Source organism: Streptomyces sp. NBC_01669, from assembly GCF_026339735.1.
GTDB classification, from domain to species: domain Bacteria; phylum Actinomycetota; class Actinomycetes; order Streptomycetales; family Streptomycetaceae; genus Streptomyces; species Streptomyces yanii.
On sequence record NZ_JAPEQG010000001.1, the window covers coordinates 1,163,632 to 1,184,504 of the forward strand.

General features: G+C 69.9%; 18 protein-coding genes and 1 pseudogene. All 19 read left to right on the top strand.

The features are described from left to right. The first annotated feature begins 42 nt into the window (after nucleotides 1-42). The 19 genes and pseudogenes from OG972_RS05175 (at nucleotide 43) to OG972_RS05265 (ending at nucleotide 20,864) form a co-directional block, all read left to right on the top strand. Nucleotides 43-1,563, top strand: a complete 1,521-nt coding sequence (locus OG972_RS05175; RefSeq protein ID WP_266978673.1) for an ATP-binding protein — start codon at nucleotides 43-45, stop codon at nucleotides 1,561-1,563. A gap of 75 nt (nucleotides 1,564-1,638) precedes the next feature. Beyond that, nucleotides 1,639-2,157 (top strand): roadblock/LC7 domain-containing protein, encoded by a 519-nt coding sequence (locus OG972_RS05180; RefSeq protein ID WP_266978675.1) that lies wholly within the window; start codon nucleotides 1,639-1,641, stop codon nucleotides 2,155-2,157. Then, nucleotides 2,154-2,567 carry a DUF742 domain-containing protein gene (locus OG972_RS05185; RefSeq protein ID WP_266978677.1) on the top strand — a complete coding sequence of 138 codons (414 nt, stop codon included), beginning with the start codon at nucleotides 2,154-2,156 and terminating at the stop codon, nucleotides 2,565-2,567. The genes OG972_RS05180 and OG972_RS05185 overlap by 4 nt, the downstream gene beginning before the upstream one ends. Nucleotides 2,568-2,619: 52 nt before the next feature. Beyond that, the gene (locus OG972_RS05190; protein WP_266978679.1) at nucleotides 2,620-3,249 is read left to right on the top strand and encodes an ATP/GTP-binding protein; all 630 of its coding nucleotides are present in this window, start codon (nucleotides 2,620-2,622) and stop codon (nucleotides 3,247-3,249) included. Beyond that, on the top strand, nucleotides 3,249-3,890 hold the full coding sequence (locus tag OG972_RS05195; protein ID WP_266978681.1) for a GAF domain-containing protein: 642 nt from the start codon (nucleotides 3,249-3,251) through the stop codon (nucleotides 3,888-3,890). The genes OG972_RS05190 and OG972_RS05195 overlap by 1 nt, the downstream gene beginning before the upstream one ends. An 86-nt stretch (nucleotides 3,891-3,976) precedes the next feature. Continuing rightward, complete coding sequence (locus tag OG972_RS05200) at nucleotides 3,977-5,230, top strand: acyl-CoA dehydrogenase family protein (RefSeq protein ID WP_266978683.1); 1,254 nt, start codon at nucleotides 3,977-3,979, stop codon at nucleotides 5,228-5,230. 95 nt (nucleotides 5,231-5,325) lie between these two features. Further along, a complete protein-coding gene (locus OG972_RS05205; protein WP_266978685.1) occupies nucleotides 5,326-5,850 on the top strand; it encodes a DNA-binding protein in 525 nt (174 codons plus the stop codon). Further along, nucleotides 5,847-6,491 carry a hypothetical protein gene (locus tag OG972_RS05210; protein WP_266978687.1) on the top strand — a complete coding sequence of 215 codons (645 nt, stop codon included), beginning with the start codon at nucleotides 5,847-5,849 and terminating at the stop codon, nucleotides 6,489-6,491. Before OG972_RS05205 ends, OG972_RS05210 begins: the two co-directional genes overlap by 4 nt. Next, nucleotides 6,488-7,063, top strand: coding sequence for a DUF6624 domain-containing protein (locus OG972_RS05215; RefSeq protein WP_266978689.1), 576 nt, complete (start codon nucleotides 6,488-6,490; stop codon nucleotides 7,061-7,063). The genes OG972_RS05210 and OG972_RS05215 overlap by 4 nt, the downstream gene beginning before the upstream one ends. Before the next feature lie 74 nt (nucleotides 7,064-7,137). Next, nucleotides 7,138-7,605 (top strand): DUF6082 family protein, encoded by a 468-nt coding sequence (locus tag OG972_RS05220; protein WP_266978691.1) that lies wholly within the window; start codon nucleotides 7,138-7,140, stop codon nucleotides 7,603-7,605. A 126-nt stretch (nucleotides 7,606-7,731) separates the two neighbouring features. Next, nucleotides 7,732-7,860, top strand: coding sequence for an FxLD family lanthipeptide (gene fxlA / locus OG972_RS05225; protein WP_266978692.1), 129 nt, complete (start codon nucleotides 7,732-7,734; stop codon nucleotides 7,858-7,860). A gap of 121 nt (nucleotides 7,861-7,981) precedes the next feature. Further along, nucleotides 7,982-8,098: pseudogene (locus OG972_RS05230) on the top strand (FxLD family lanthipeptide); the annotation flags it as partial. A gap of 83 nt (nucleotides 8,099-8,181) precedes the next feature. Beyond that, the gene (locus OG972_RS05235; protein ID WP_266978695.1) at nucleotides 8,182-11,280 is read left to right on the top strand and encodes a lantibiotic dehydratase; all 3,099 of its coding nucleotides are present in this window, start codon (nucleotides 8,182-8,184) and stop codon (nucleotides 11,278-11,280) included. Further along, nucleotides 11,267-12,526: a lanthionine synthetase C family protein gene (locus OG972_RS05240; RefSeq protein WP_266978697.1), complete on the top strand. Its 1,260-nt coding sequence runs from the start codon at nucleotides 11,267-11,269 to the stop codon at nucleotides 12,524-12,526. The genes OG972_RS05235 and OG972_RS05240 overlap by 14 nt, the downstream gene beginning before the upstream one ends. Nucleotides 12,527-12,545: 19 nt before the next feature. Beyond that, on the top strand, nucleotides 12,546-14,636 hold the full coding sequence (gene fxlM / locus OG972_RS05245) for a methyltransferase, FxLD system (protein ID WP_266978699.1): 2,091 nt from the start codon (nucleotides 12,546-12,548) through the stop codon (nucleotides 14,634-14,636). Between the two features lies 1 nt (nucleotide 14,637). Further along, nucleotides 14,638-15,783 (top strand): hypothetical protein, encoded by a 1,146-nt coding sequence (locus tag OG972_RS05250; protein WP_266978701.1) that lies wholly within the window; start codon nucleotides 14,638-14,640, stop codon nucleotides 15,781-15,783. Nucleotides 15,784-16,163: 380 nt separating this feature from the next. After that, the gene (locus OG972_RS05255) at nucleotides 16,164-18,104 is read left to right on the top strand and encodes an ABC transporter ATP-binding protein (RefSeq protein WP_266978702.1); all 1,941 of its coding nucleotides are present in this window, start codon (nucleotides 16,164-16,166) and stop codon (nucleotides 18,102-18,104) included. An 89-nt stretch (nucleotides 18,105-18,193) separates the two neighbouring features. Continuing rightward, nucleotides 18,194-19,279, top strand: a complete 1,086-nt coding sequence (locus OG972_RS05260; RefSeq protein WP_266978703.1) for an NUDIX hydrolase — start codon at nucleotides 18,194-18,196, stop codon at nucleotides 19,277-19,279. A 178-nt stretch (nucleotides 19,280-19,457) separates the two neighbouring features. Further along, entirely contained in the window at nucleotides 19,458-20,864 is a 1,407-nt protein-coding gene (locus tag OG972_RS05265; protein ID WP_266977849.1) for an IS4 family transposase, read from the top strand. The last annotated feature ends 9 nt before the right edge of the window (nucleotides 20,865-20,873 follow it).

Below are 20,873 nucleotides of genomic sequence, written 5' to 3' on the forward strand. Positions count from 1 at the left end.
CGCAGCACGCCTAGCCGCCCCACCCCACTGACGAGGAATCCCATGCTTGACAGCGCGTACCCGACACGGCCGGCCGCGACCGGCCACCGCCGACGGCGGCCCCCACGGACCGATGCCTTCACTGTGCACTGTGTTCGTCGTGCCGTGGTGCCGCCCCTGCTGCTTCTCGCAGCTCTGCTGGGCGCCGTCTTCACCGCCTGGTCGACGGCCGCGGTTCCTCTCGGCTGGCTCCTGGCCGGCCTGGTCTGCGGACTGACCGGCGTCGCGCTGGTGGCGGCCCGAGGCGTGCGAACGGCCGCGGGCACCGTGCAGGCAGCCGCAGAGGAACGTCGGACAGCGGAACTGACCGCGGTCGTAGGGGTTGCCGCGGCCGTCGAGAAGTCGGTGCAGTGGTCGGCGGACGAGCTGTGCCGAGGGGCACGGCCGCCGCTGCCGGACATGCAGATGCCGCAGCCGGCCAGTGCGACCGCGGAGATCGACAAGGCGTTGAGTGCACTCCAGGTGCAGGCCGTCGCCTCGCTGATACGCGTGCACGACGAGTCCCAGTCCGTCGTCCTACTGGAAGTGCTGCGCCGCCTGGCCAGGCGGGAACATGCCCTGGTCGGGAAAGCGCTGGCGGCACTCAGCCAGCTGGAAATGCTGACCGACGACCCGGAGCTGCTGACGAAGATCTTCGAGATCGATCACCTGGTGACGCGAATGCGCCGTCAGGTGGAGAGCACGGCGGTGCTGGGCGGGCAGTCCCTGCGCAGTGCGCGCCAGCCGGTCCCTGTCACGACCACGCTGCGCGGTGCGATGTCCGAGGTGGTGCAGTACCCGCGCGTGGTGGTGGCGGCCGGTTCCGTGGGCGGTGAGCTGGGTCTTCCCGGACACGTGGGTCCGGACCTGACCCACCTGCTGGCCGAGCTAATCGAGAACGCGTGCGAGTGCTCCGACCCGGCGACGAAAGTGACAGTGCGGGCGCAGCGGGTGCCTAACGGGCTGGCGGTCGAGGTCGAGGACCGTGCCATCTCCATGCATCCGCAGATCCGAGCCCAGATGAACCGTCTGCTGAAGGCTCCCGACCAGGTCGACGTCAGCGGCCAGGTACGAGCCGGGCAGCTCGGCTTGCTGGTCGCCGCGAAGATCGCTCAGTCGCACGGCCTGTCCGTTCTCCTGCAGGAGAACGTAACGGGCGGCACCACGGCCCTGGTCGTCATTCCAGCACGGCTCCTCGTGACGATTCCCCCTGTCGGTGGCGTGGGCACTCGCCGCCGGGAAGCACGCCCTGCCACACCCCCACAACGGCAAGCTGCCGCAGCGACGGCCGACCCCTCGGCAGGCCAGGTCAGCCACCCGATCGCCGGGGGCACGCCAGGAGCCGACGAGGCGGGACACGCTGCACCCGCACCCGACCTTCCCCGGCGTACGCGGCAGGCCGGTTCGTTCCCTCCACCGCGTGAGCGGGAGCAAGCCCCTGCGGCGGCAGCGACGCCTGGGCTCGCATCCGCCTTCCGCACCGGCGTCAAGGCCGGTGGGGCCGCCGGTTCTCTTCCCGCTTCGGCAGAGCAGCCCAGACCCTGACCAGCGCCCGCCCCTCCGCGTTCCCGGCCGCCCGGACGAATCCACCGGCCCTATCCCCCTTCTGGAGCGATCCCCATGAGCACCCACCCTGAGATGAATGACGTGACGACCGGCGTGACGCCCGCCTCCGAGGCGACAGCGAGCCATCAGCGTGACGACATGGCCTGGCTGCTACGGCAGTTCGTCGCCGATGTTCCGGGCGTCCTGCACGCCGTCCTCCTGTCGCGGGACGGGCTGCGGCTGCTGGACAGCGAAGTCGACAAAGACTGGGCGGACGAACTGTCGGCCGCGCTCAGCGGAGTGGCCTCCCTCGCGTCGAACACCACCGGCCCCAGCCACCAGAAGCGGCCGGCCAGGCAGGTCATCATCGAGCGCGACGACTGCCTGTTCTTCGTCCAGAGCGCCGGTCGCAGCGCGGCCTTCGAAGACCATCCCAGCAACGACCGCGGCGTGGTGGACACCGTCCTCAACGTCATCGCCGCCCCGGACGCCGACGCCGGCCCCATCGGATTCGAAACGGGACGCCTGATCCAGAAGTTCGCCCCCTACATGCAGATCCCCGTACGAGTCGGCACGGGTGATGAGGTCCGGTGAGCACTTACGGCGACGCGGCCGAGGATTCGACGTTCGTGCGGACCTACACGCTGACGCGCGGGCGCACCGAGCCCCGGCACCTGCTCGGGCTGGACACCGTGCTGGACCTCGGCCCAGGACGGCCTGGCCCGGGCCAGGCCGAGGAATGCGAAGAGATCCTCGCGCTGTGCCGGGAGCACCGGCGTTCGGTGACCGAGCTTGCGGGACGGCTCGGCCGCCCCATCACCGCCGCCAAGATCCTCGTCTCAGACCTCCTGGATGCCCACGCCCTGGTCGTTTCCGTCACAGATGCCTATGCCGCCGCCGACACCGACGCGGACGAACGCCCCACCACCCACCTGTTGGCCGCCCTCTCGGTGGCCCTGAAAAGGAAGTTTCCCGATGCCATCCCCTACCGCCAGGCCGGGTGACCCGGCTGTGGGACTGCGGACTTCGTCGCACTCGCATGCTGGTGCACCGACCGTGCTGAAGATCGTGATCGCCGGCGGCTTCGGCGCCGGCAAGACCACCGCCGTGGGCGCGGTCAGCGAGATCACGCCGTTGAGCACGGAGGAATACCTGACCGAGGCGAGCGCGGACGTGGACAGCCTGGAGGGTGTCGAGGCCAAGCAGACCACCACGGTCGCCTTCGACTTCGGGCGCCTCAGCCTCCCCGACGCGCCCAAACCTCTGGAACTGTTCCTGTTCGGCACGCCCGGCCAGGACCGGTTCGTCGACCTCTGGTACGACCTCTCCCGCGGAGCCGTCGGCGCGGTCGTCCTGGTCGACACCCGCCGCCTGGAAAACAGCTTCACCCCGGTCAGCTTCTTCGAAGACATCGGTCTGCCCTTCGTCGTAGCCGTGAACCACTTCGACGGAGCACACCTCTACCACCCCGACCAGGTCCGCGCCGCCCTGGACCTGCCCGCCTCTGTACCGGTGGTCACCGACGTCCCGACCGGCTGGGCAGCGGGAGCACGGGCGACCTCGTGGGACGCCCGCAATCCGAACCACGTCGCCGGCGTCCTGCTGACCCTCGTCGGCTACGCCGTGGAGCACGCATCGGAAGGCCCCGTTCACCCCGCATCCACCACAACTCTCCAGGACGCCTGATGTCATATCAGCCCAACAACTCCCACTTCGTGTCGCAGGCCACCCCACCCGCGCTGGCCTTACCGCAACGCGGCATGCGCGACGGCGCCCACGGGCTTTCCATCCCGGCAGGCGCCGCCGTCACCGGCCCGCACACCCAGCAGACGACCGAACTGGCGCAGCGGTACGCGCTGCTGGAGCGCCTGGGCGTGTCCCCCGCTGCCAGCGAGGACTTCGACGAGCTGGCCCGCGACATGGCTGAGAAGGCCGGGTTTCTGTACGGGTTCGTCAATCTGTTCCTGGTAGAGCAGACCTTCGTCGGACTGCACCAGCCGCCGGCGGACAGCGGGTACGTCATCGTCGGCCGCACCATGAGTCACGACCACGGCTGGTGCCCGGAGGTCGTGAAGCGCAAAAAGGCCCTCCCGCTGCATGACGTGCACGCCAGCCCCCGCTTCAGCGGCAACCACGTGGTCGACGCGGTCGGGATCCGCTCCTACTTCGGCGCCCCGCTCATCCACGAGAGCGGCGTGGTCCTGGGCACGGTCTGCGTCATTGACCCCGAGAAGCGGCCCCTGAGCGAAGCCGAACGGATCAGGGACATCACCATCAACTCTGGCGCGGAGGTGATGGGCAGCATCACCTCCGCGCCCGTCCGCTAGGCCCGCTCCACCGCCCCGCCCCGGAGCCGCTAGCGCTCCCCGGCCGCTCCACCGCGCGAACTTCAACCAGGGAGAGGGAGACGAGCATGCCAGCCACACCCGCCACACCGCCTCCGGCGCTGCGGCCCTATCTCACCGCCCGCCACGACCTGCTGTGGAACGAGGCGGACGCCTTCGCGGCCGAGCACGTCGCGCCGCGCGTCGCGCGGATGGAAGCCGCCCCGGGCAGGGTGGAGCGCAAGGTCGCCGACCTGATGGCCGCGCGGGGCTGGTTCGCCGTCACCGTCCCGGCCGCCTTCGGCGGTCTGGGCGCCGGCCATGTCGCCAAGACGGTCCTCATCCACCGCATCGCCCGTGTCTCGGCGGCTGCCGCGGCCATCCTGCAAGCCACCCTGATCCCCGTCGGCGCCCTGCTGCACTTCGCCACGCATGAGCAGAAGGGCCGCTGGCTGCCGCAGGTGGCGGACGGTTCGCTTCTCTTGTCGATCGCGGTGACCGAACCGACCGCCGGCGGGCACATCGGCGGCATCGAGACCACCGCCGAACGCGTCGGTAACCAGTGGGTGATCACCGGCAGCAAGGCCCACATCGGCAACAGCCACCTCGCGGGAGTCCACCTCGTGCTCGCCCGCACCGCCGAGGCGGGCGTTCGTACCTCGCAGGCGCTGACCGCGTTCATGGTCGAATCCGACCGCCACGGGCTCTCCATCGCCGACCACCGCTCCGGTCTCGGCCTGCACGGCTTCTCCGCCGGCCGCCTCGACCTCGACCACGTCCGCGTCCCCGCGGACAGCGTGATCGGAGAGCTCGGCCAGGGGCTCAGCGTGGCGCAGAGCAGCAGCATCTTGTACGGCCGCCCCAACCTGGCCGCGGTCAGCCTCGGGATCCACGAGGCTGTCGTCGCCACCACGACCGCTCGTCTCCAGGCACGCCCCCGCTACCGGGGCGCCCTGTCCGATCTGCCGGTTCTGCGGGACCGCGTCGGTGACATGGAGGCCCGCCTGCGCGCCGGACGAATCCTGGCCTACCAGTCCGTGCACCTCCTCGACCAGGGCCTGTCCTGCGACGGCGACCTGATCAACGCGAAGTACCTGGGCCACCAGTGGGCCATGACCTCAGCCCAGGACGCCATGGAACTGCACGGCGCCCAGGCCCTCGACCGCGACTACGTCCTCCAGCGCCTGTGGCGCGACATCCAGCACACCTACCCTCCGGCCGGGACCGGCGAAGTCCAGCGAATACGCCTCGCCGACGCCGCCTTCGACGACGACCCCATCCAGTGGTCCGAACGCCTCGCCTCCGAAACCGCCTGGGCGCAGCCCGACCCCACCGCCGCATGAACCCCCGTGCGCGGCACCCCGTGAATCCCGACCGCCTCGCACCGGCCCGTGTCGCCGGCCCCCGTCCCCCGCGGGGACCGGCGACACCCCTTCCGGTGACCGCCAAGCCAGCCGAGAAAGAGAAAGCCGTGTTCCCGTCCATGACGCCCAGCGCACCGATCACACCGCTGAAGCCGACCCACCAGATCGTCGCCCAGCATCTCGTGGAGGGCCTCACCTCCCAAGACATCGTCACGAGGACCGGGCTGTCACCCCACACGGTCCGTCAGTACCTCCGCGACATCCGGGTGAGCGTCCATTGCCCGCCCCGCTGCAAGCCGCAGGTGCTCGTGCATTTGCTGCTTGCTGCTGAGCAGGTCGCCCCGCCCACGACGGACCGGCCGGCGCCGGAGCTCAACGCAGAGCAGCAGCTGCTGCTGAGGGCGGTCGCGGAGCACAACACCCCCCGCGACGCCGCTCTCGCCGCCAAGATCGCCCCGGCCGATCTCGGATCCGCACTCGACGAGCTGCTCGACGGGGCCGGGGCCGCCGACGTCAACCAGCTCGTCGTCCTGGCCCACGCGTGGGGCCTGCTGGGCACCAGGCTGACCGGCACAGTGGAGAACGGAGCGGCTCAGTGAACACATCGCCCGCCGTGCCGGTCACCGAGCCTTCTCCCGCGCCCCTGCACGAGCGGGCGCCAGCAACCGTGTACGAGATGCGGACTCTGGGCACGGACGCCGAGCGAGACAAGGCCGTCGCGCTCGTCCAGGACCGTCAGCGCTGGCTCACCATGCGCGGCCTGTCGGTACCCGCCCGAGCCGATATCCCCGCCCTGTTCCGTGACTCGCAGGCGCAGCCGGCCGGACTGTTCGAGGACGGCCTGCTGCTGGCCTGCATGATCCCTCAGCGGACCCCCGACCTCGGATGGGGCCAAGGCCCGTGCCTCTTCCTGAGTTGCGTCCACACCCTGCCCGACCGCTCCGACAACACCGTCCAGCTGATCACTCTGTGGGCCTCCGACTTCGCCGCCCGACTCGACCTGCCGCTCGTGCGTGCCGAGGCTCTTGCCCGTCACCCCCTCGACGTTGATCCGATCGCCCCATTACTTCGTCGGCTCACCGACATGGGTTGGGACGTGCGCGGATCGGGCACTGGGCAGCACGAGGAGCGGGCCGCTCGCCTCGAACTCATCGCCGAGCAGCGTTCTGGACTGGGCGCACTCATCGGGTGTCGGGTCCACGAGCCGCAGTCCGCCGCTGACAGTCGGAGCATCGCGTGACGGCTTCCGATCCGCTGCGGCCGGACCTCGCCCGCGAACTCATCGTCCGCGCAGCGCAGTCTGCAGCGCGCCGGGCCAAGCGCGTGCGCAACCACCTTGACGCCGTGCAGCTCGGCCAGGACCGTCACGCCGACCACGCCGACACCAAGATCATGCGCCGCATCCTGGCCGAGCATGACTGGCCCGGCTACCGCCTCATCGGCCCCGACGCGGCGCGCGCCGCATGGAGCCTGGCTCTTCACGCCGACGGCGACGCCGACTTCCAGCGGGCGGCCACCACCCTGCTGGAACGCGCAGTCCAGGACGGCGACGCGCGCATCCAGCACTGGGCACACCTCTACGACCGCACCCTGGCCAACAGCGGTCGCCCCCAGGAGTTCGGGACTCAACAGGTCCTTATCGCAACAGGGGTTGAGCTGTGTCCGGTGCGCGCGCCCGACTCCTTGGACCAGCGAAGAGCCTCCGTAGGACTGTCACCGATCGCCGCGGCCCTGGAGACGGTGCGTCGCCGGCTCACCCAGGATCACCAGCCCGGCGACTCCTCGACCGTCGTGCTCGCGCAGGTCGCATGACCCGGCGAGCCCCGCTCACTCCACCGATCCGACCAACCCACCGATCACTCTTACCTGAAAGGGACCGCTGCCGTATGAAGCTCACCACCGCTGTCCTCGCCGCCGGCACCGCCGTCTCCCTCGCCACCGCCGTGGTCGGAGCCGCCCGGCTTCGGCAGCATGCGCGGCACCAGGCCGAGCGGAACGAGGCGACCGTCGCTCGGAACCAGCTCGACTGGTTGGCGCAATTGTCCACCAACCCCGGCCTGGCCAAGCTCTGGACCCCCGAAGACATGGACGTCCAGGAGTACATGCAGCTACTGAAGGCCAACCAGCTCATCTGCGCCCTCAGCCTGCGCGACCGCCTCGGCTTCATTCGCGACGGACAGCTGCCGTTCTTCGCCTCGATGGTCATGACCAGCGACGTCTGCCGACGGTACTGGGCCCGTTTCGGCGACCTCCGCGCCCAGGAGGCCGAAGGAGACGAGCGCGCAGAGCACTTCACCCGAGCCATGGAAGCCGCAGCGCGCTTCCAATCGGAACCCCAGACCACAGCGGTCTGACGGGCCTCAAGCATCCCTGACCGCTTCCAGTTCTCCGGCACAGCGCTCCATTCGTGCCGGCGCCGCACATGCGGCACCCCTTCAGCGGCGCTTTCTGAGCCGCACACCTCGCGAAGGAGATAGCAGATGGAAACCGACGAGTTCGACCTCGACATCAGCGTCGTCGAGTCCGGTGGGACGGCCGCAGTCGGTGTCGCTTCCGACGGCGGATGCGGCTCGACCTGCGGAACCAGTTGCGTGTCCAGCGGCACCTGACCACCCCAGACCACCGGCAAGGCGCCGATGCCGTGCCGGCGCCGCTCACGCGGCACACCCCCGGCGGCTCGATGGGAGCCGCGCACCCCTCTGAAGGAGACAGCACGTGGAGAACAACGAGTTCGACCTCGATATCAGCGTCCTGGAGTCCGGCGACGGACAGGCCACGCTGATCAACCTCACCGACGACGGCTGCGGCAGCACCTGCTCCAGCCCGTGCGCCACCAACGTGGCCTGACCCACAGCACGCACACGTGCCAGCCCGCGCGGTCATCCGCCGCGCGGGCTGGCACCCCCCACACCACGAACCAGGGAGGGCGCATGGATTCCAGGAAGGCCGGACCGCTGTACCGGTGCGCGGACATGGCACTCTTGCGCGCCGCCCGACACTCGAGGCTGCCGCTGCCCGCTTGGCCGGACCTCACCGATGACACCCCGGCCCGGCAGGTTCGGTGGCAGGCATGGCTGCGTGACGTCTGGTCGATGACCGAGATCGCCGACACCATCGAGCAGGCCAGCCCCGTGCTCGCGCAGCAGATCAACACCCTGTGCTCGGCTGCCGAACCCGAGATCCGTCAACTACGGCGCACGGTCGTGTCCGTCATGCGGTATGTGTTGCGGATGACGGGCCGAGCGACCCCCAACGGCCTGTTCGCCGGCATCGCACCCGCCTCCTTCGGAGCACAGCCGGGATGGACCTGGGGCACATGGCACCACACCGTCGCACGCGCCGACGCTGAATGGATCGCCGACCTGATCGCCCGCATGGAAGCAAAACCCGAACTCCTGCGGCAGCTCGCGGTGATGAGCAACAACACCGCCTTCGTACGCGGAGATCGGCTGATCGTGCCCTATCCGCCTCGCTCACGCCGCGCGGAGGACAGCCCCGCGGCCGAGGTGTCCCTCCGTTACACCACCGCCGTACGGATCGCTGTCGAAGCCGCCGCCTCGCCCATCCCCTTCGACACCGTCGTGGGACGGATCAAGGCCGATTTCCCCGACGTTTCACCTGACCGGGCAGAAGGACTCGTCAGGAGCCTGGTCGAGCGAGGCGTGCTCGTCAGCAGCCTGCATGCCCCCTCCGCCACCCTCGACGCCCTCGATCACCTGGTCGAGCAGTCCGAGGCCGTCGACGCACCGACGACCGCGGACCTCGTGGCCGACCTGCGCGCGGTCCGAGAGGCCATCCGTCAGCACAACCAACTTCTTGCCCCGGCAGACGGCCGGCGCTTGCGCACCGCCTTGCGCCAGAAGATGACGGCCTTGAGCCCCGCCAAGGCCCAGCCCCTCACACTGGACCTGCGCATGGACTGCTCGCTCACTCTGTCCCCGCAGGTTGCCCGCGAGGCGGAGGGGGCCGCCACCGTGCTGGCCCGGCTGACCGCGTACCCCTTCGGCACGCCGGCCTGGAAGGACTTCCACAACCGGTTCTTCGAGCGGTACGGCATCAACTCGCTCGTCCCTGTCCGGGACGTCGTGGATGCGGACGTCGGCCTCGGGTTCCCTGCCGGATACCGCGACGCGGAACCCGAACAGCGCGAGGCCCTGTCTCCCCGTGAACAGCGGTTGCTCTCCCTCGCCCAGGCGGCCGTGCTCGACGGCCGCGACGAAATCACCCTGGACGAGGAACTGATCCGCACGCTCACGGTCGGAGACCCGGACACGACGCAGGTGCCGGCCCACACGGAACTACGCTTCCGGATCCGTGCCACGTCACAAGCCGCGCTCGAAGACGACGACTTCACCCTCCACGGCATGACACTTTCCCGCGGGATCGGTACCACGATCGGCAGAAGCCTGGGACTGCTCACCCGAGAGGATCAGGCCCGCGCGGCCACCATGCTGAAGGAAATGCCGGTCAACGCGCCCGGCTCCCTGCCCACCCAGGTCTCCTTCGCCCCTCTCGAACGTGGCGACACCAACGTCACCCGCGTTGGTGAACTCCTGCCGGCCGTGATCAGTCTGGCGGAGCACCGCCCGGTGGACGAACGCACCGCCACGCTCGATGACCTTGCTGTGGGCTGCGACCGCCGCAGGCTCTACCTCGTCTCCCTGTCCCGTGCGCGGCTGTTGGACCCCATGACGCTGCACGCCCTCGACCTGCGCGGCCACACGCCGCCGCTCGCTCGCTTCCTCACCGAGATCAGCCGTTCCCAGACGGCTGTCCTGACCGCATTCCCGTGGGCGTCCGCCACCGCCCTGCCCTTCCTGCCGCGCGTCCGCTACGGCCGCACAATCCTCTCGCCGGCCCGGTGGCTGCTGGACCGATCGGAACTGCCCGACCGCCGGGCCTCCTGGGAGGAATGGCACAAAGCGGCCGACGAATGGCGTACGCGCCGCCGCGTTCCGGACGACGTCGCGCTGACCGAAGGCGACCAACTGTTACCCCTGGACCTATCCGAACGAGCACACCTCGGGCTGCTGCGCGCCCACCTGGACACCCACGAGTCGGCCGTATTGACCGAAGCGGATTCAGGAGGGGGCTGGTTCGACGGACGGGCCCACGAGATCATCGCCCCGATGACGGCCGCCCGCCCGCCGCAGTGGCCCGCCACCCCGCCCGTGACCGCTGACCGACTCCTCACCCGCGAACACGGTCACCTTCCCGGCACCACCCCATGGCTGCTGGTCAAGCTGTACGGGCACGTCGAACGACAGCCCGAGATTCTTACCGACCACCTTCCCCGACTTCTCGGCCAGTGGGACGAGCCGCCGACGTGGTGGTACATGCGCTACCGCGACCCTCGATGGCACCTGCGCCTGCGCATCGCGGTCCCCAGCGAGCAGGACTTCGCACTCACCGCGCAGCACGTAAGCGCCTGGGCGGCCGGGCTGCGCCGAGCCGGGCTCCTCACCGATATGCAGTTCGCCACGTCCTACCCGGAAACCGGCCGGTGGGGTACCGGGCCGCTGATGAGCCTGGCCGAAGAGGTCTTCGCCGCCGACTCCCGGGCCCTGGCCGTCCAGTTCGCCCAGCGCATACGACCCCGCCGACAGGCCCTCGCCGCCGCGAACTTCGTCGCCCTGGCCGCCGCCTTCACCGGCGGCACTACGGCCGGCATGAACTGGCTGATCACCCACGGCCGGATCACCGACCCACATCCCCTTGACCGGACGGTGCTCGGTGAGGCGGTACGTCTGGCCGATCCGACCGACGACTGGGCCGGCCTGCGCGCGGCTCCAGGAGGCGCGGCCATCGCTGCCGCCTGGAGCGAGCGCGCCGAGGCCCTGGCCCGCTATCGGCAGATGCTGAACGCGTCCGGCGACTTTGACCCGGACCTCGTTCTCGACTCGCTGCTGCACGCCCACCACATCCGCGCCGTCGGCATCGACAAGGACGACGAGCGGATGTGCGTACGGCTGGCCCACGCCGCCGCGACGGCCTGGACCCACCGAGGAGATCACCATGAACCTGCGTGAGAGCGCACGGGCCGCCGCCGACACCATCGCGGAACGGCTGGCCGCACCGCAGGACGTACGGGGGCTGCATCACCGACAGGGCTGGTGGCCGCAGTCACTCGCGCACGGCGCGGCCGGTGTCGCGCTCCTGCACATCGAGCGCGCCCGCACCGACCAGGGGCCGTGGCAGCGCGCCCACGACTGGCTCGCCTGCGCCGCAGCAGAACCCGCCATCGGGGGCACCGACAGCCACCTCTACTACGGGGCGCCCGCGCTCGCCTTCGCCCTGCACGCCGCCGCCGACCGCCCCGGACGCTACGCCCGCGCCCTGGACACCCTCGACCGGCACGTCACGGCAGCGATCCGTCACCGGCTCGTCAGCGCCCACGCGCGCACGGACCGCGGCCAGATGCCGGCGCTGGCCGAATTCGACGCGATCCGGGGCCTGAGCGGACTGGGCGCGCTCCTGCTGCACCGCGACCTCCACACCGACGGCCTCCAGGAGATCCTGACGTACCTGGTCCGGCTGACCGAGCCGGTCAAGCACGAGGGGGAACTCCTGCCCGGATGGTGGAGCCATCTCGCTCCCTCCGGCAAGACCTCCCCGGACTATCCGCAAGGGCACTCCAACAACGGCGTCGCCCACGGCATCGGCGGACCTCTCGCCGTACTGTCCCTGGCGGCCCGCCGCGGCATCACCGTGGATGGCCACCTCGACGCGATCACCCGCATCCTGGCCTGGCTCGACCACTGGCAGCAGGACAGCCCCACCGGCCCGTGGTGGCCCTACTGGATCACCCGCGAGCAGCTACGGTCCGGAACGCCCGGCCCCGGGCCCTCCCGGCCGTCCTGGTGCTACGGCACCGCAGGACTCGCCCGCGCCCAGCAACTCGCCGCCCTCGCCCTCAACGATCCCGTACGCCAGCGCATGGCCGAGGCCGCCCTCCTGCGCGCGATGACCGACCCCGGCCAGCTCGCCGCGACCGAGGACTTTTCCCTGTGCCACGGCTTTGCGGGCCTGGCCCACATCACGCGACTCGTCGCTGGCGACGCCATCTCTCCTGGCGTCACCGACCTCCTGCCCCGGCTCCTGGCCCCGATCACCGGCGCCGCCCCCGGCGCGCTGGCGGACTCCCTGATCGCCCCTCCCGGCGGCGGCGACATCGGGCTCCTCGAAGGGGCCGCCGGAACCGCCCTGGCACTCCACTCCTTCCACACCGGAACGCCGTCCGCGTCCGGGTGGGACACCTGCTTCCTAACCAACTAGCCTGCAAAGAGAGGGAAACATGGCCGCGGACGCATGGACGCAACGCCTTATCCAGTTCACCGACTGGAGCCACGCGGAGGCCACCGCCGTGGAGCATCTGCTCCCGGTACTGATCGCCCACGAGTCGGAACTGGCCCAGTGGTCCTTCCTGCGGAAGTCCCCCTGCTGGCGGCTGCGTTACCGCCCCGCCCACCCGGACTCCGCGAAGGCCCTGGATGCTGCCCTGGACGAGCTGGTCGATGCCGGCGACCTCGCCTCCTGGACGCACGGCATCTACGAGCCGGAAGAAGCTGCCTTCGGCGGACCGGCCGCCATGAAGATCGCGCACACCCTCTTCCACTACGACAGCCGTCATGTGCTGGACGACCTTGCCCGCCAGCAGGCAGCCGGCGACCCCGGGCTCGGGCGCCGCGAACTGGCGGTCCTCCTGCTCAGCGTGGCGATGCGCGCGGCGGGACTCGACTGGTACGAGCAGGGCGACCTCTGGGCGAGGATCGCGGCCGAACGCCCCGGCGAGGAGATCCGCAGCCCGCAACGGCACAGGGTCGCTGTCCACCGGCTGATGACGGTCGACGTCAGCACGACCAGCCTCAGCGTCATGCAGGGGCGACTCGCGCCGCTGGCCGAGTGGATAGCCACGTTCGAGTGGTTCGGCCAGCAGCTCGCAGACCTCAACCGCCAGGGCCGCCTGGAACGAGGACTGCGGGCCGTGATCGCCCACCACGGCATCTTCCACTGGAACCGTCTGGGCCTCCCTGCGGAGGACCAGCACACCTTGTCAACACTCGCGAAAGAAGCAGTCATGGGAACGAGCGACAACTCCGCGTCCACCCGAGCCGAGGGGGCGCCGAGCACTACGGTCACCGGGGTGAACAGTGACACCATCGAAGCCAGCTCCGCCGACCGCCTGCGCTCCCAGTTGATCGACCAACTGATCGAGAGGGGATCTGTGCAGTCACCCCGCGTCGAAGAGTCGATGCGGGTCGTGCCCCGCCACCTCTTCGTTCCACACGCCCCGCTGGAGAAGGCGTACGGCAACGCCCCCGTGAACACCAAGTTCGACGAATCCGGCGCGTCCATCAGCTGCGCCTCCCAGCCCGACATCGTCGCCATGATGCTGGAACAGCTCGACGTCCAACCCGGCCAGAAGATCCTGGAATTGGGGGCCGGCACCGGCTTCAACGCCGGACTCCTCGGCTACCTCGTCGGGGAGACGGGGCACGTCACCACGATCGACGTGGACCAGGACATCGTGGACGGCGCACGCGGCGGACTGGCCGCCGCCGGCATCCACAACGTGGAAGTGATCCTCGGAGACGGAGCCGTGGGCCACGCCCGCAACGCACCGTACGACCGCATCGAAGCCACCGTCGGCGCCCACGCCGTGCCCCACGCCTGGCTCGACCAGCTCGCCCCCGGCGGACGGCTCCTCACCCCGCTACGCCTGCGCGGCAGCGTCTCCCGCTCGATTGCCTTCGAGAACCAGGACGGAGCCTGGCGCAGTGTCGGCAGCCAGATGAACACCTTCATGCCGCTGCGGCAGGGCATCGCCGACGATCCGCGCGTCTTCGTTCCCCTGGACCCCGACAACACCGTCACCCTCGTCACCAACGGAGACCAGAAGGTCGACCCGGACGCCCTGCGCGACATCTTCCGCCAGCCGCGCACCGAAGTGTGGACCGACGTCACCCTCCGGGGCCCGGAGTCGCCGGAGTACCTGGAGCTGTGGCTCGCCTGCGCCATGCCGAACGGCCTGAGCAGGATGCCCGCCAAAGCAGAGGCAATCGAGAAGGGTCTGGTCACCGCGCCCTATCAGTCCTCGACCGCGGTCTTCGAGGGCGGCACGCTCACCTATCTCACCCGGCGCCCGTACGCGAAGAAGGCCCCCGACGGCGCCACCCTGTACGAGTTCGGCGTCATCGGCCACGGCCCCGACGCCGAGGCGCTCGCCGGAGACGTCGCGGACCAGATCCGCACCTGGAACCGCGACTTCCGGCCGCTCGACGTCGGGTTCGAGATCCAGTCGCTTGACGCAACCCCGTCTACGCCGAAGCCCGGCCGCTTCGCCTTCGACAACGCGCTGAACCGCATCGTCATCGAGTGGCAGTGATATGGACGTCGGCCAGATAGCGCAGCGGTTCCCGCTCGTTGCCCGACTACGTCCGGCCTGTCCGCCGCTTGCTGATCGGGTTAGCGAGATCAGCAACCTCGCTCGCGCCGCTGGGCGCGAGGGCAAGCTGAACTCCGCGACCGTCGCCTTGAACAAGGCGGCGCTGATCGCGAGCGACTGCGGAATGCCGGACCTGGCGCGCACTCTGTGCCGACGTCACGCCGAAGTCTTCCTGCGCGCTCAACCCCTGAGCGCGCAGGAGGCTCGGTACGCCCTGGAGCCCCTGGTCAACCTGGCACGTCTGCTCATCCGCGACGGCGACGGGAACGGCGCACACCAGCTGCTCGACTCCTTGAACCGAGCGGTGAAATCGAAGACGGACGCAGTCATCGACGGCCACGCATTACCCTTCACGCACCTCACGCAGTCAGCGAGCGACCACCAGCAAGTCTGCCAGTGGCTGTGGACCGTCCTCCTCGGCGATGGAACCCGCGCCCTCGTGGCAGCAGGCAATTGGGACCGCGCACGGGAACACAGCGAGCAGCACCGCGGCGTCGGCCAGCGCCTCTTTGACGGGCGCCAGGTGGAAGTGCTCGTCCGCTGCCTCGGTGGACGCCCCGCCGAGGCACAGGAGTACCTGAACCAGAGCACCCTGGTGGAGGACTGGGAGCACGCGGTCGCTGCGTGCCTCGCCGCTCTCTGCCGCAGCGCCGCCGGCGAGGACCCGACCGCCCACGTCGAAACGATGGTGAAGCACTATCTGGCCCTCGACACACCCCCCGAGCTTGCCCTCTTCCGCACCCGCGTCGGACTGACTGCGCTCGACCTCTCCCCACATGCCCGGCAGGCAGAAGCGGCACGCCGCCTCACCCGTGAGGCAACGGCATCCGGAGACGGGTACGTCGCGCGTGATGTCCTCGCTCATCCCGCCTGCCGCAAGAAGATGAGCTACGGCGAGCACCATGTGCTGTCGGCTGCCGTCGACTCGGCCGGCCTCGACAAGGGAAACATCCCCGCACCCCTGAAGAAGGCACTACGGGACGCAACCTCGGTCGCCGCCGAAGTCTGCGACCGCCACCTCAATCACCGACTCAGCTCCAACTCGCCCCGCTCGCTAAGGGAGGGAACGTCGAATGCGCAGACGTGACGCCCGACGCCCTCCAACTACCCCAGCCATCCGCTGAACTCGCCAGTCAGCTGATCCAGTTCGCCGCGGCCCGTACGCCGACCCAGCCCCGAGCCGATGATCCCCTCGATAGCCGGGCCTGCGCCGACGCCAACCGGCCGAGCGGATCGGTCGCCGACATGTCTCTGGCCAACTTCGCCCGGCCTGTTTCTCACAGTGTCGGCGTTTCGGCCATCTCCGGTTCGGAGCTGCTCCAAGCCAGGCCAAGGCCCCGGGCTCGCAGACCACCGTCACACAGGAAATAGGGGGCTTCCCAGCACGACCGAATGACGTGTGTTCGATATCGCGTCCGTGTCGTTAGACCTCACGACTCTGCCGCAGTGACCGTCCTAGGGGGAACGATGACCTCGGCCATTACACAGGACCAGCCGCCGCAACCACCGAAAGGGGCTTCGCCGGACGACGAACCGCAAGAGGTCAGTGTTCGAGAAGAGGAATACCTCTACCGCGACGAGTCACGGTTCCAGGCCGGCTCCCAGCTGACCTCCCGCACCATGGCGCGGCGCCTGCCCTCACTCGTACGGCGCTCGGTCCAAATGGCCTGGCGTGTGGACCGAGCAGCGACCATCGGACTACTGGTGTGCCAGATCGGGACGGGCGTCCTCGCAGCCCTCGGCCTCCTGGCCGTCACGGGCACCATCACCGCGCTGATCTCCTCGGGCGACATCACCGAGCGGCTGTGGGACGCCGCCCCGCAGCTGACCGTCATCGCCGCCGCCACCAGCCTGCGCGCGCTGCTGGGCATCGCGGTCGTCTGGCTGACCGGCCGTCTGCGCCCGGTGCTCGGCCGGGCAGCGGAGCTGACGATGGTCGAGGCCGCGCTCGGCGCGGAACTGGCCGCCAACAACAAGCCCGGCTACAACGACGCCTACGACATCGCAGACCGCGGCGCCCAGGTCACCCCCGACCTCGTCGAAGAAGCGCAGGACATCCTCGCGGCTACCGCCACGCTCGCCGCGAGCGCAGCCGTGCTGACCGTCCTGCACCCCGTGCTTCTTCCCCTCCTCTTCCTCGCGTGCCTGCCACAGGCCGCCGCTTACGTCCGCTCCGCCCGCGTGGTCTACCTCGCCGGTCTGGAGACGTCCGGGCGCCGCCGGATGCTGGGCAAGCTGCGCTGGCACATGGCCTACATGGAGTCCAGCGAGGAGATGCGGGCCTGCCTGGCCGGGCCCTTCCTGGTCGGCCGGTACCGAAGGCTGGCCGCCTCCGTCAACGCGGCCGAACGCCAGGCCGCGAACACCGGTGTCTGGATGGGACTGGCCGGAGCCGTGGCCGGCGGGGTCGCCTCGATCGCGGTGTGGGCGGCGCTGCTGTGGCTCCTGGCGTCGGGACGTATGAGCCTGGCGGCCGGAGGCGGCGCCGTCTTCGCCCTCCAGACCGCCACCAGCTCGGTGCGCGGCATCATCAACGGCGGGGCCCGCATGGTGCGAACCGGCTGGTACGTGCAGGACTGGCAGAACTTCCTCGACAACGCACACGGCCAGGCCATGACCGACTCCCGAGGCACCAAACCGCTGGCCGCCGCCCCGCAGCGCTTCGAGGTCCGCGACGTCACCTACCGCTACGACGGCGCCCCCAAAGACAGCCTGAGCGACGTCTCCCTGCACGTGAAGCGCGGCGAGATCGTGGCGCTCGTCGGGGAGAACGGCTCCGGCAAGTCGACCCTCTCGCGCCTGCTGTGCGGCCTACTCCTGCCCACCGAGGGCGACGTGGCCTGGGACCACGCCTCTACAGCGGACCTCGATCCGTGGGGAGCATGGGAGCATGTCGCGCTGGTGCCGCAGAAGTTCACGTACCTGCCGCTGACGATGCGCGACAACATCACGTTCGGGCAGGGCGACACCAGCGACGCAGCACTGCTCGCCGCGTGCGAGTCCTCTGGCGCCGCGGAGATACTGCCGGATCTCCGTTCCGGTCTGAACACCCTCCTGACCAGCGAATGGTTCGGCGGGCAGCAGCTCTCCGGCGGGCAGTGGCAACGCCTCGTTCTTACCCGCGCCTTCCACCGGCAGGCAGCGCTGCTGGTGATGGACGAACCCACGGCCGCCCTCGGCGCCCGCGCTGAGCACCGGATCTTCGCCGGCCTGCGCGAGCTGGCCAAGGATCGCGCCGTCCTGCTGATCACACACCGGCTCACCAACGTGGCCGTCGCCGACCGGATCGTGGTCCTGGACGAGGGCCGGATCGTGCAGGAGGGCACCTACACCCAGCTCACTCAGGAGCCGGGGCTCTTCCACTCCTTGTGGGAGCTGCAGCGCCAGATGAGCGGCGGCACCGCATGATCGCCCCCGCCCACCGTCCCGAAAGGCACCAACACGTGGCCTCCTCCGTCTCCCCCTCGGATCACGTCGCACCCGATATCAACCCGTCCGTGGCGCACTTCACCGCAGACCGGCACGCGGCGTGGATCGGCGCCGCCGCGATCATCACTGACGAGGTCGGCCGGGTCCTGCTGGTCCACCCCACCTACCACCAGGACGACTCATGGCTGCTGCCCGGAGGCGTCATCGAATCCGGCGAACACCCGCACGTCACCTGCCGGCGCGAGATCACCGAGGAGCTGGGCCTGGTGGACCTGCCCCTGGCGAGAGTGCTCGCCGTCCACTCCCTCCCCCCACACCACCCCGTCGATCAGCCCGGTACAAACTGCCCCGGAGAGATCCGGTTCGTCTTCGACGGGGGAACCCTCACTCCCGAACAGGTGGAGGCGATCCGCCCACCGCGCGAGGAGCTGTCCGAGTACGCCTTCCTGGAGACCCGGGACGCGGTGCGGCAGCTGCGGGCCGTGGACGGGCAGATCATGCTCGCCGCCTACCGTGCCCGGCTCGGCAACACCGCCACCGCTCACCTCGCCGACGGCCGGCACATCCTCGACGTACCAGCGCTCGATCGCCATGACGTCCACGTCCGCTACCGCCCCATGTGGGACAGCCCTCTGAACCGGACCCCGGTGCCCGACAAGCTTCCCGTGCAACAAGCCTGGGCGTGGTGCTTCGTCCCCGACGGCAGGGTAATTCTCGTTGCCGACCCCGGTCCCCGGGGCGCACTGCCCATGCTGCCCGGCGGCACCGTCGAGAAGGCAGACACCACCCCCGAGGACGCCCTCCATCGGGAAGCCGCCGAGGAAGCCCAACTCACCCTGGGCGATCCGGTGCGCCTGGGGTGGGTGCTGGACGAGACCGGCGAGGTCTACGGCGGGGTAGGGCCCAATGCCCGGCTTCGCCTGGCCGCCCGGGTCACCGCCATCGGGTCGGCGGCCGTCGACCCCGCCACCGGCCGCCCTTTCGCACGCCTGCTCGCCACCCCCGCCCAGGCAGCCGCCCTGCTGGGCTGGGGGCCGCCCGGAGCGCGGCAAGCCCAGCTCGCGGTGGAGACAGCACGGGAGCGGTGGGGCTTGCCCAGCGCTCGCGCCGCCGCCATCGAGGAGATCCCCGCGGAGGGGATGCAGCTGAGCTGACCCGAACGACCACCCCGCCTCGACTCGTCCCGCTCCACGCACCTCTGAGGTAGCCCATGCCGTCAACACCGTTGCGTTTGACCTCTGAGCTGTACGTCAAGCCCTGCTGAACAGCGCAACGGGACCACCTGATAGATCAACGATCGGCGAAGAAAGTCGATCAAGGTCAGGGATCCCGTTGCAGGAGAAGTCTGTCATCACGTCCACGATCGAGACAGCCCGGGGTGTGTTCGCGCCGGGTCATCTGGGGGAGTTGACCCAGGTCGTGGACTTTGCGCTGGTGGACGCGGTGCTGGAGGAGACCGGCCGGCGCGAGAAGCGCCTGCGACTGCTGCCTTCGCGGGTGGTGGTGTACTTCGTGCTCGCTCTCGCACTGTTCGAGCACCGCTCGTACCGCACGGTGTGGTCCAAACTGACCGCCGCCCTGACCCCGCTGGCCCTGGTGCGTCCCGCGGTCTCCTCGCTGACGCGGGCCAGGCGCAGGGTGGGGGCCGCACCTCTGCGGCGCCTGTTCGAGACACTGGCCGGGCCCGTCGCCCGCCCCGGTCAGGACGGGTCCTTCTACCGGGGCCTGCGCACGGTGGCCGTCGACGGGACCCTGCTGCACACCCCCGACGACGAGACGCTCACCTGGCGCTACCCCAAACGGGCCGGGGAGGGTCTGGAGTTCGGCTATCCGCTCCTACGGCTGCTGACCCTGGTCGAGTGCGGCACCCGCGCGCTCATAGCCGCCGCCTTCGGACCGGAGTCCGAGGGTGAACTCCCCTATGCCAAGCGGCTTCTGGCCGCCCTGGACAAGACGATGCTCCTGCTGGCCGACGCGGCCTTCGACGGCAACGAGTTCCTTGATGCCGTCCATCAGAGCGGGGCGCGGTTCCTGGTGCGCTCCGGGGCCCGCCGTGTCCCCACCCCCGCCGAGCACCTGGGCGACGGCTCCTACATCGCCCGCATCGGCTACGGCGTCCTGCGGGTACTGCTGCCGGTACGCGTGATCGAGGCAACCCTCACCGTCACCTTGACCGATGGCACCGTCCGCACCGAGCAGTGGCGGCTGATCACCAACCTGCTGGACCCCGTCCGCTATCCGGCCGCCGAGCTCGTTGATCTCTATCACCGCAGGTGGCAGGCGGAAACTACGTATTTTTCGATCAAGGCCACGATGCTCGACGGCCGCGTCCTGCGCTCCCGCAGCATCGATGGTCTCGACCAGGAGGTCTACGCCCTGCTCACCGCCTACCAGGCTCTGATCCGCGCCGGCGACGACGCCCTGACCGGTCGGCCGGAAGTACCCATGGAACGGATCAGTTTCACCGTCCTGCTGGCCGCCGCAACCGACACCGTCACCGCCGGCCATGGAATCTTCCCCAACACCCTCGTCGACCTGGTCGGCACGATCGGCCACGCGGCCCTGGACGCCCTCCTGCCCGCCCACCGACGGCAACGAGTGAAGGCCCGCACCCGCAAGAACCCCACCAGCAAGTACGGACCGAACGCCGGACAACACCCCACGACCAGCCAGAACTACACCGTCCGCACCACCGTCGCGTTCTTCGACCACGGCCTCAATAGCCGCTCACGGCGCTAACGCAACGGT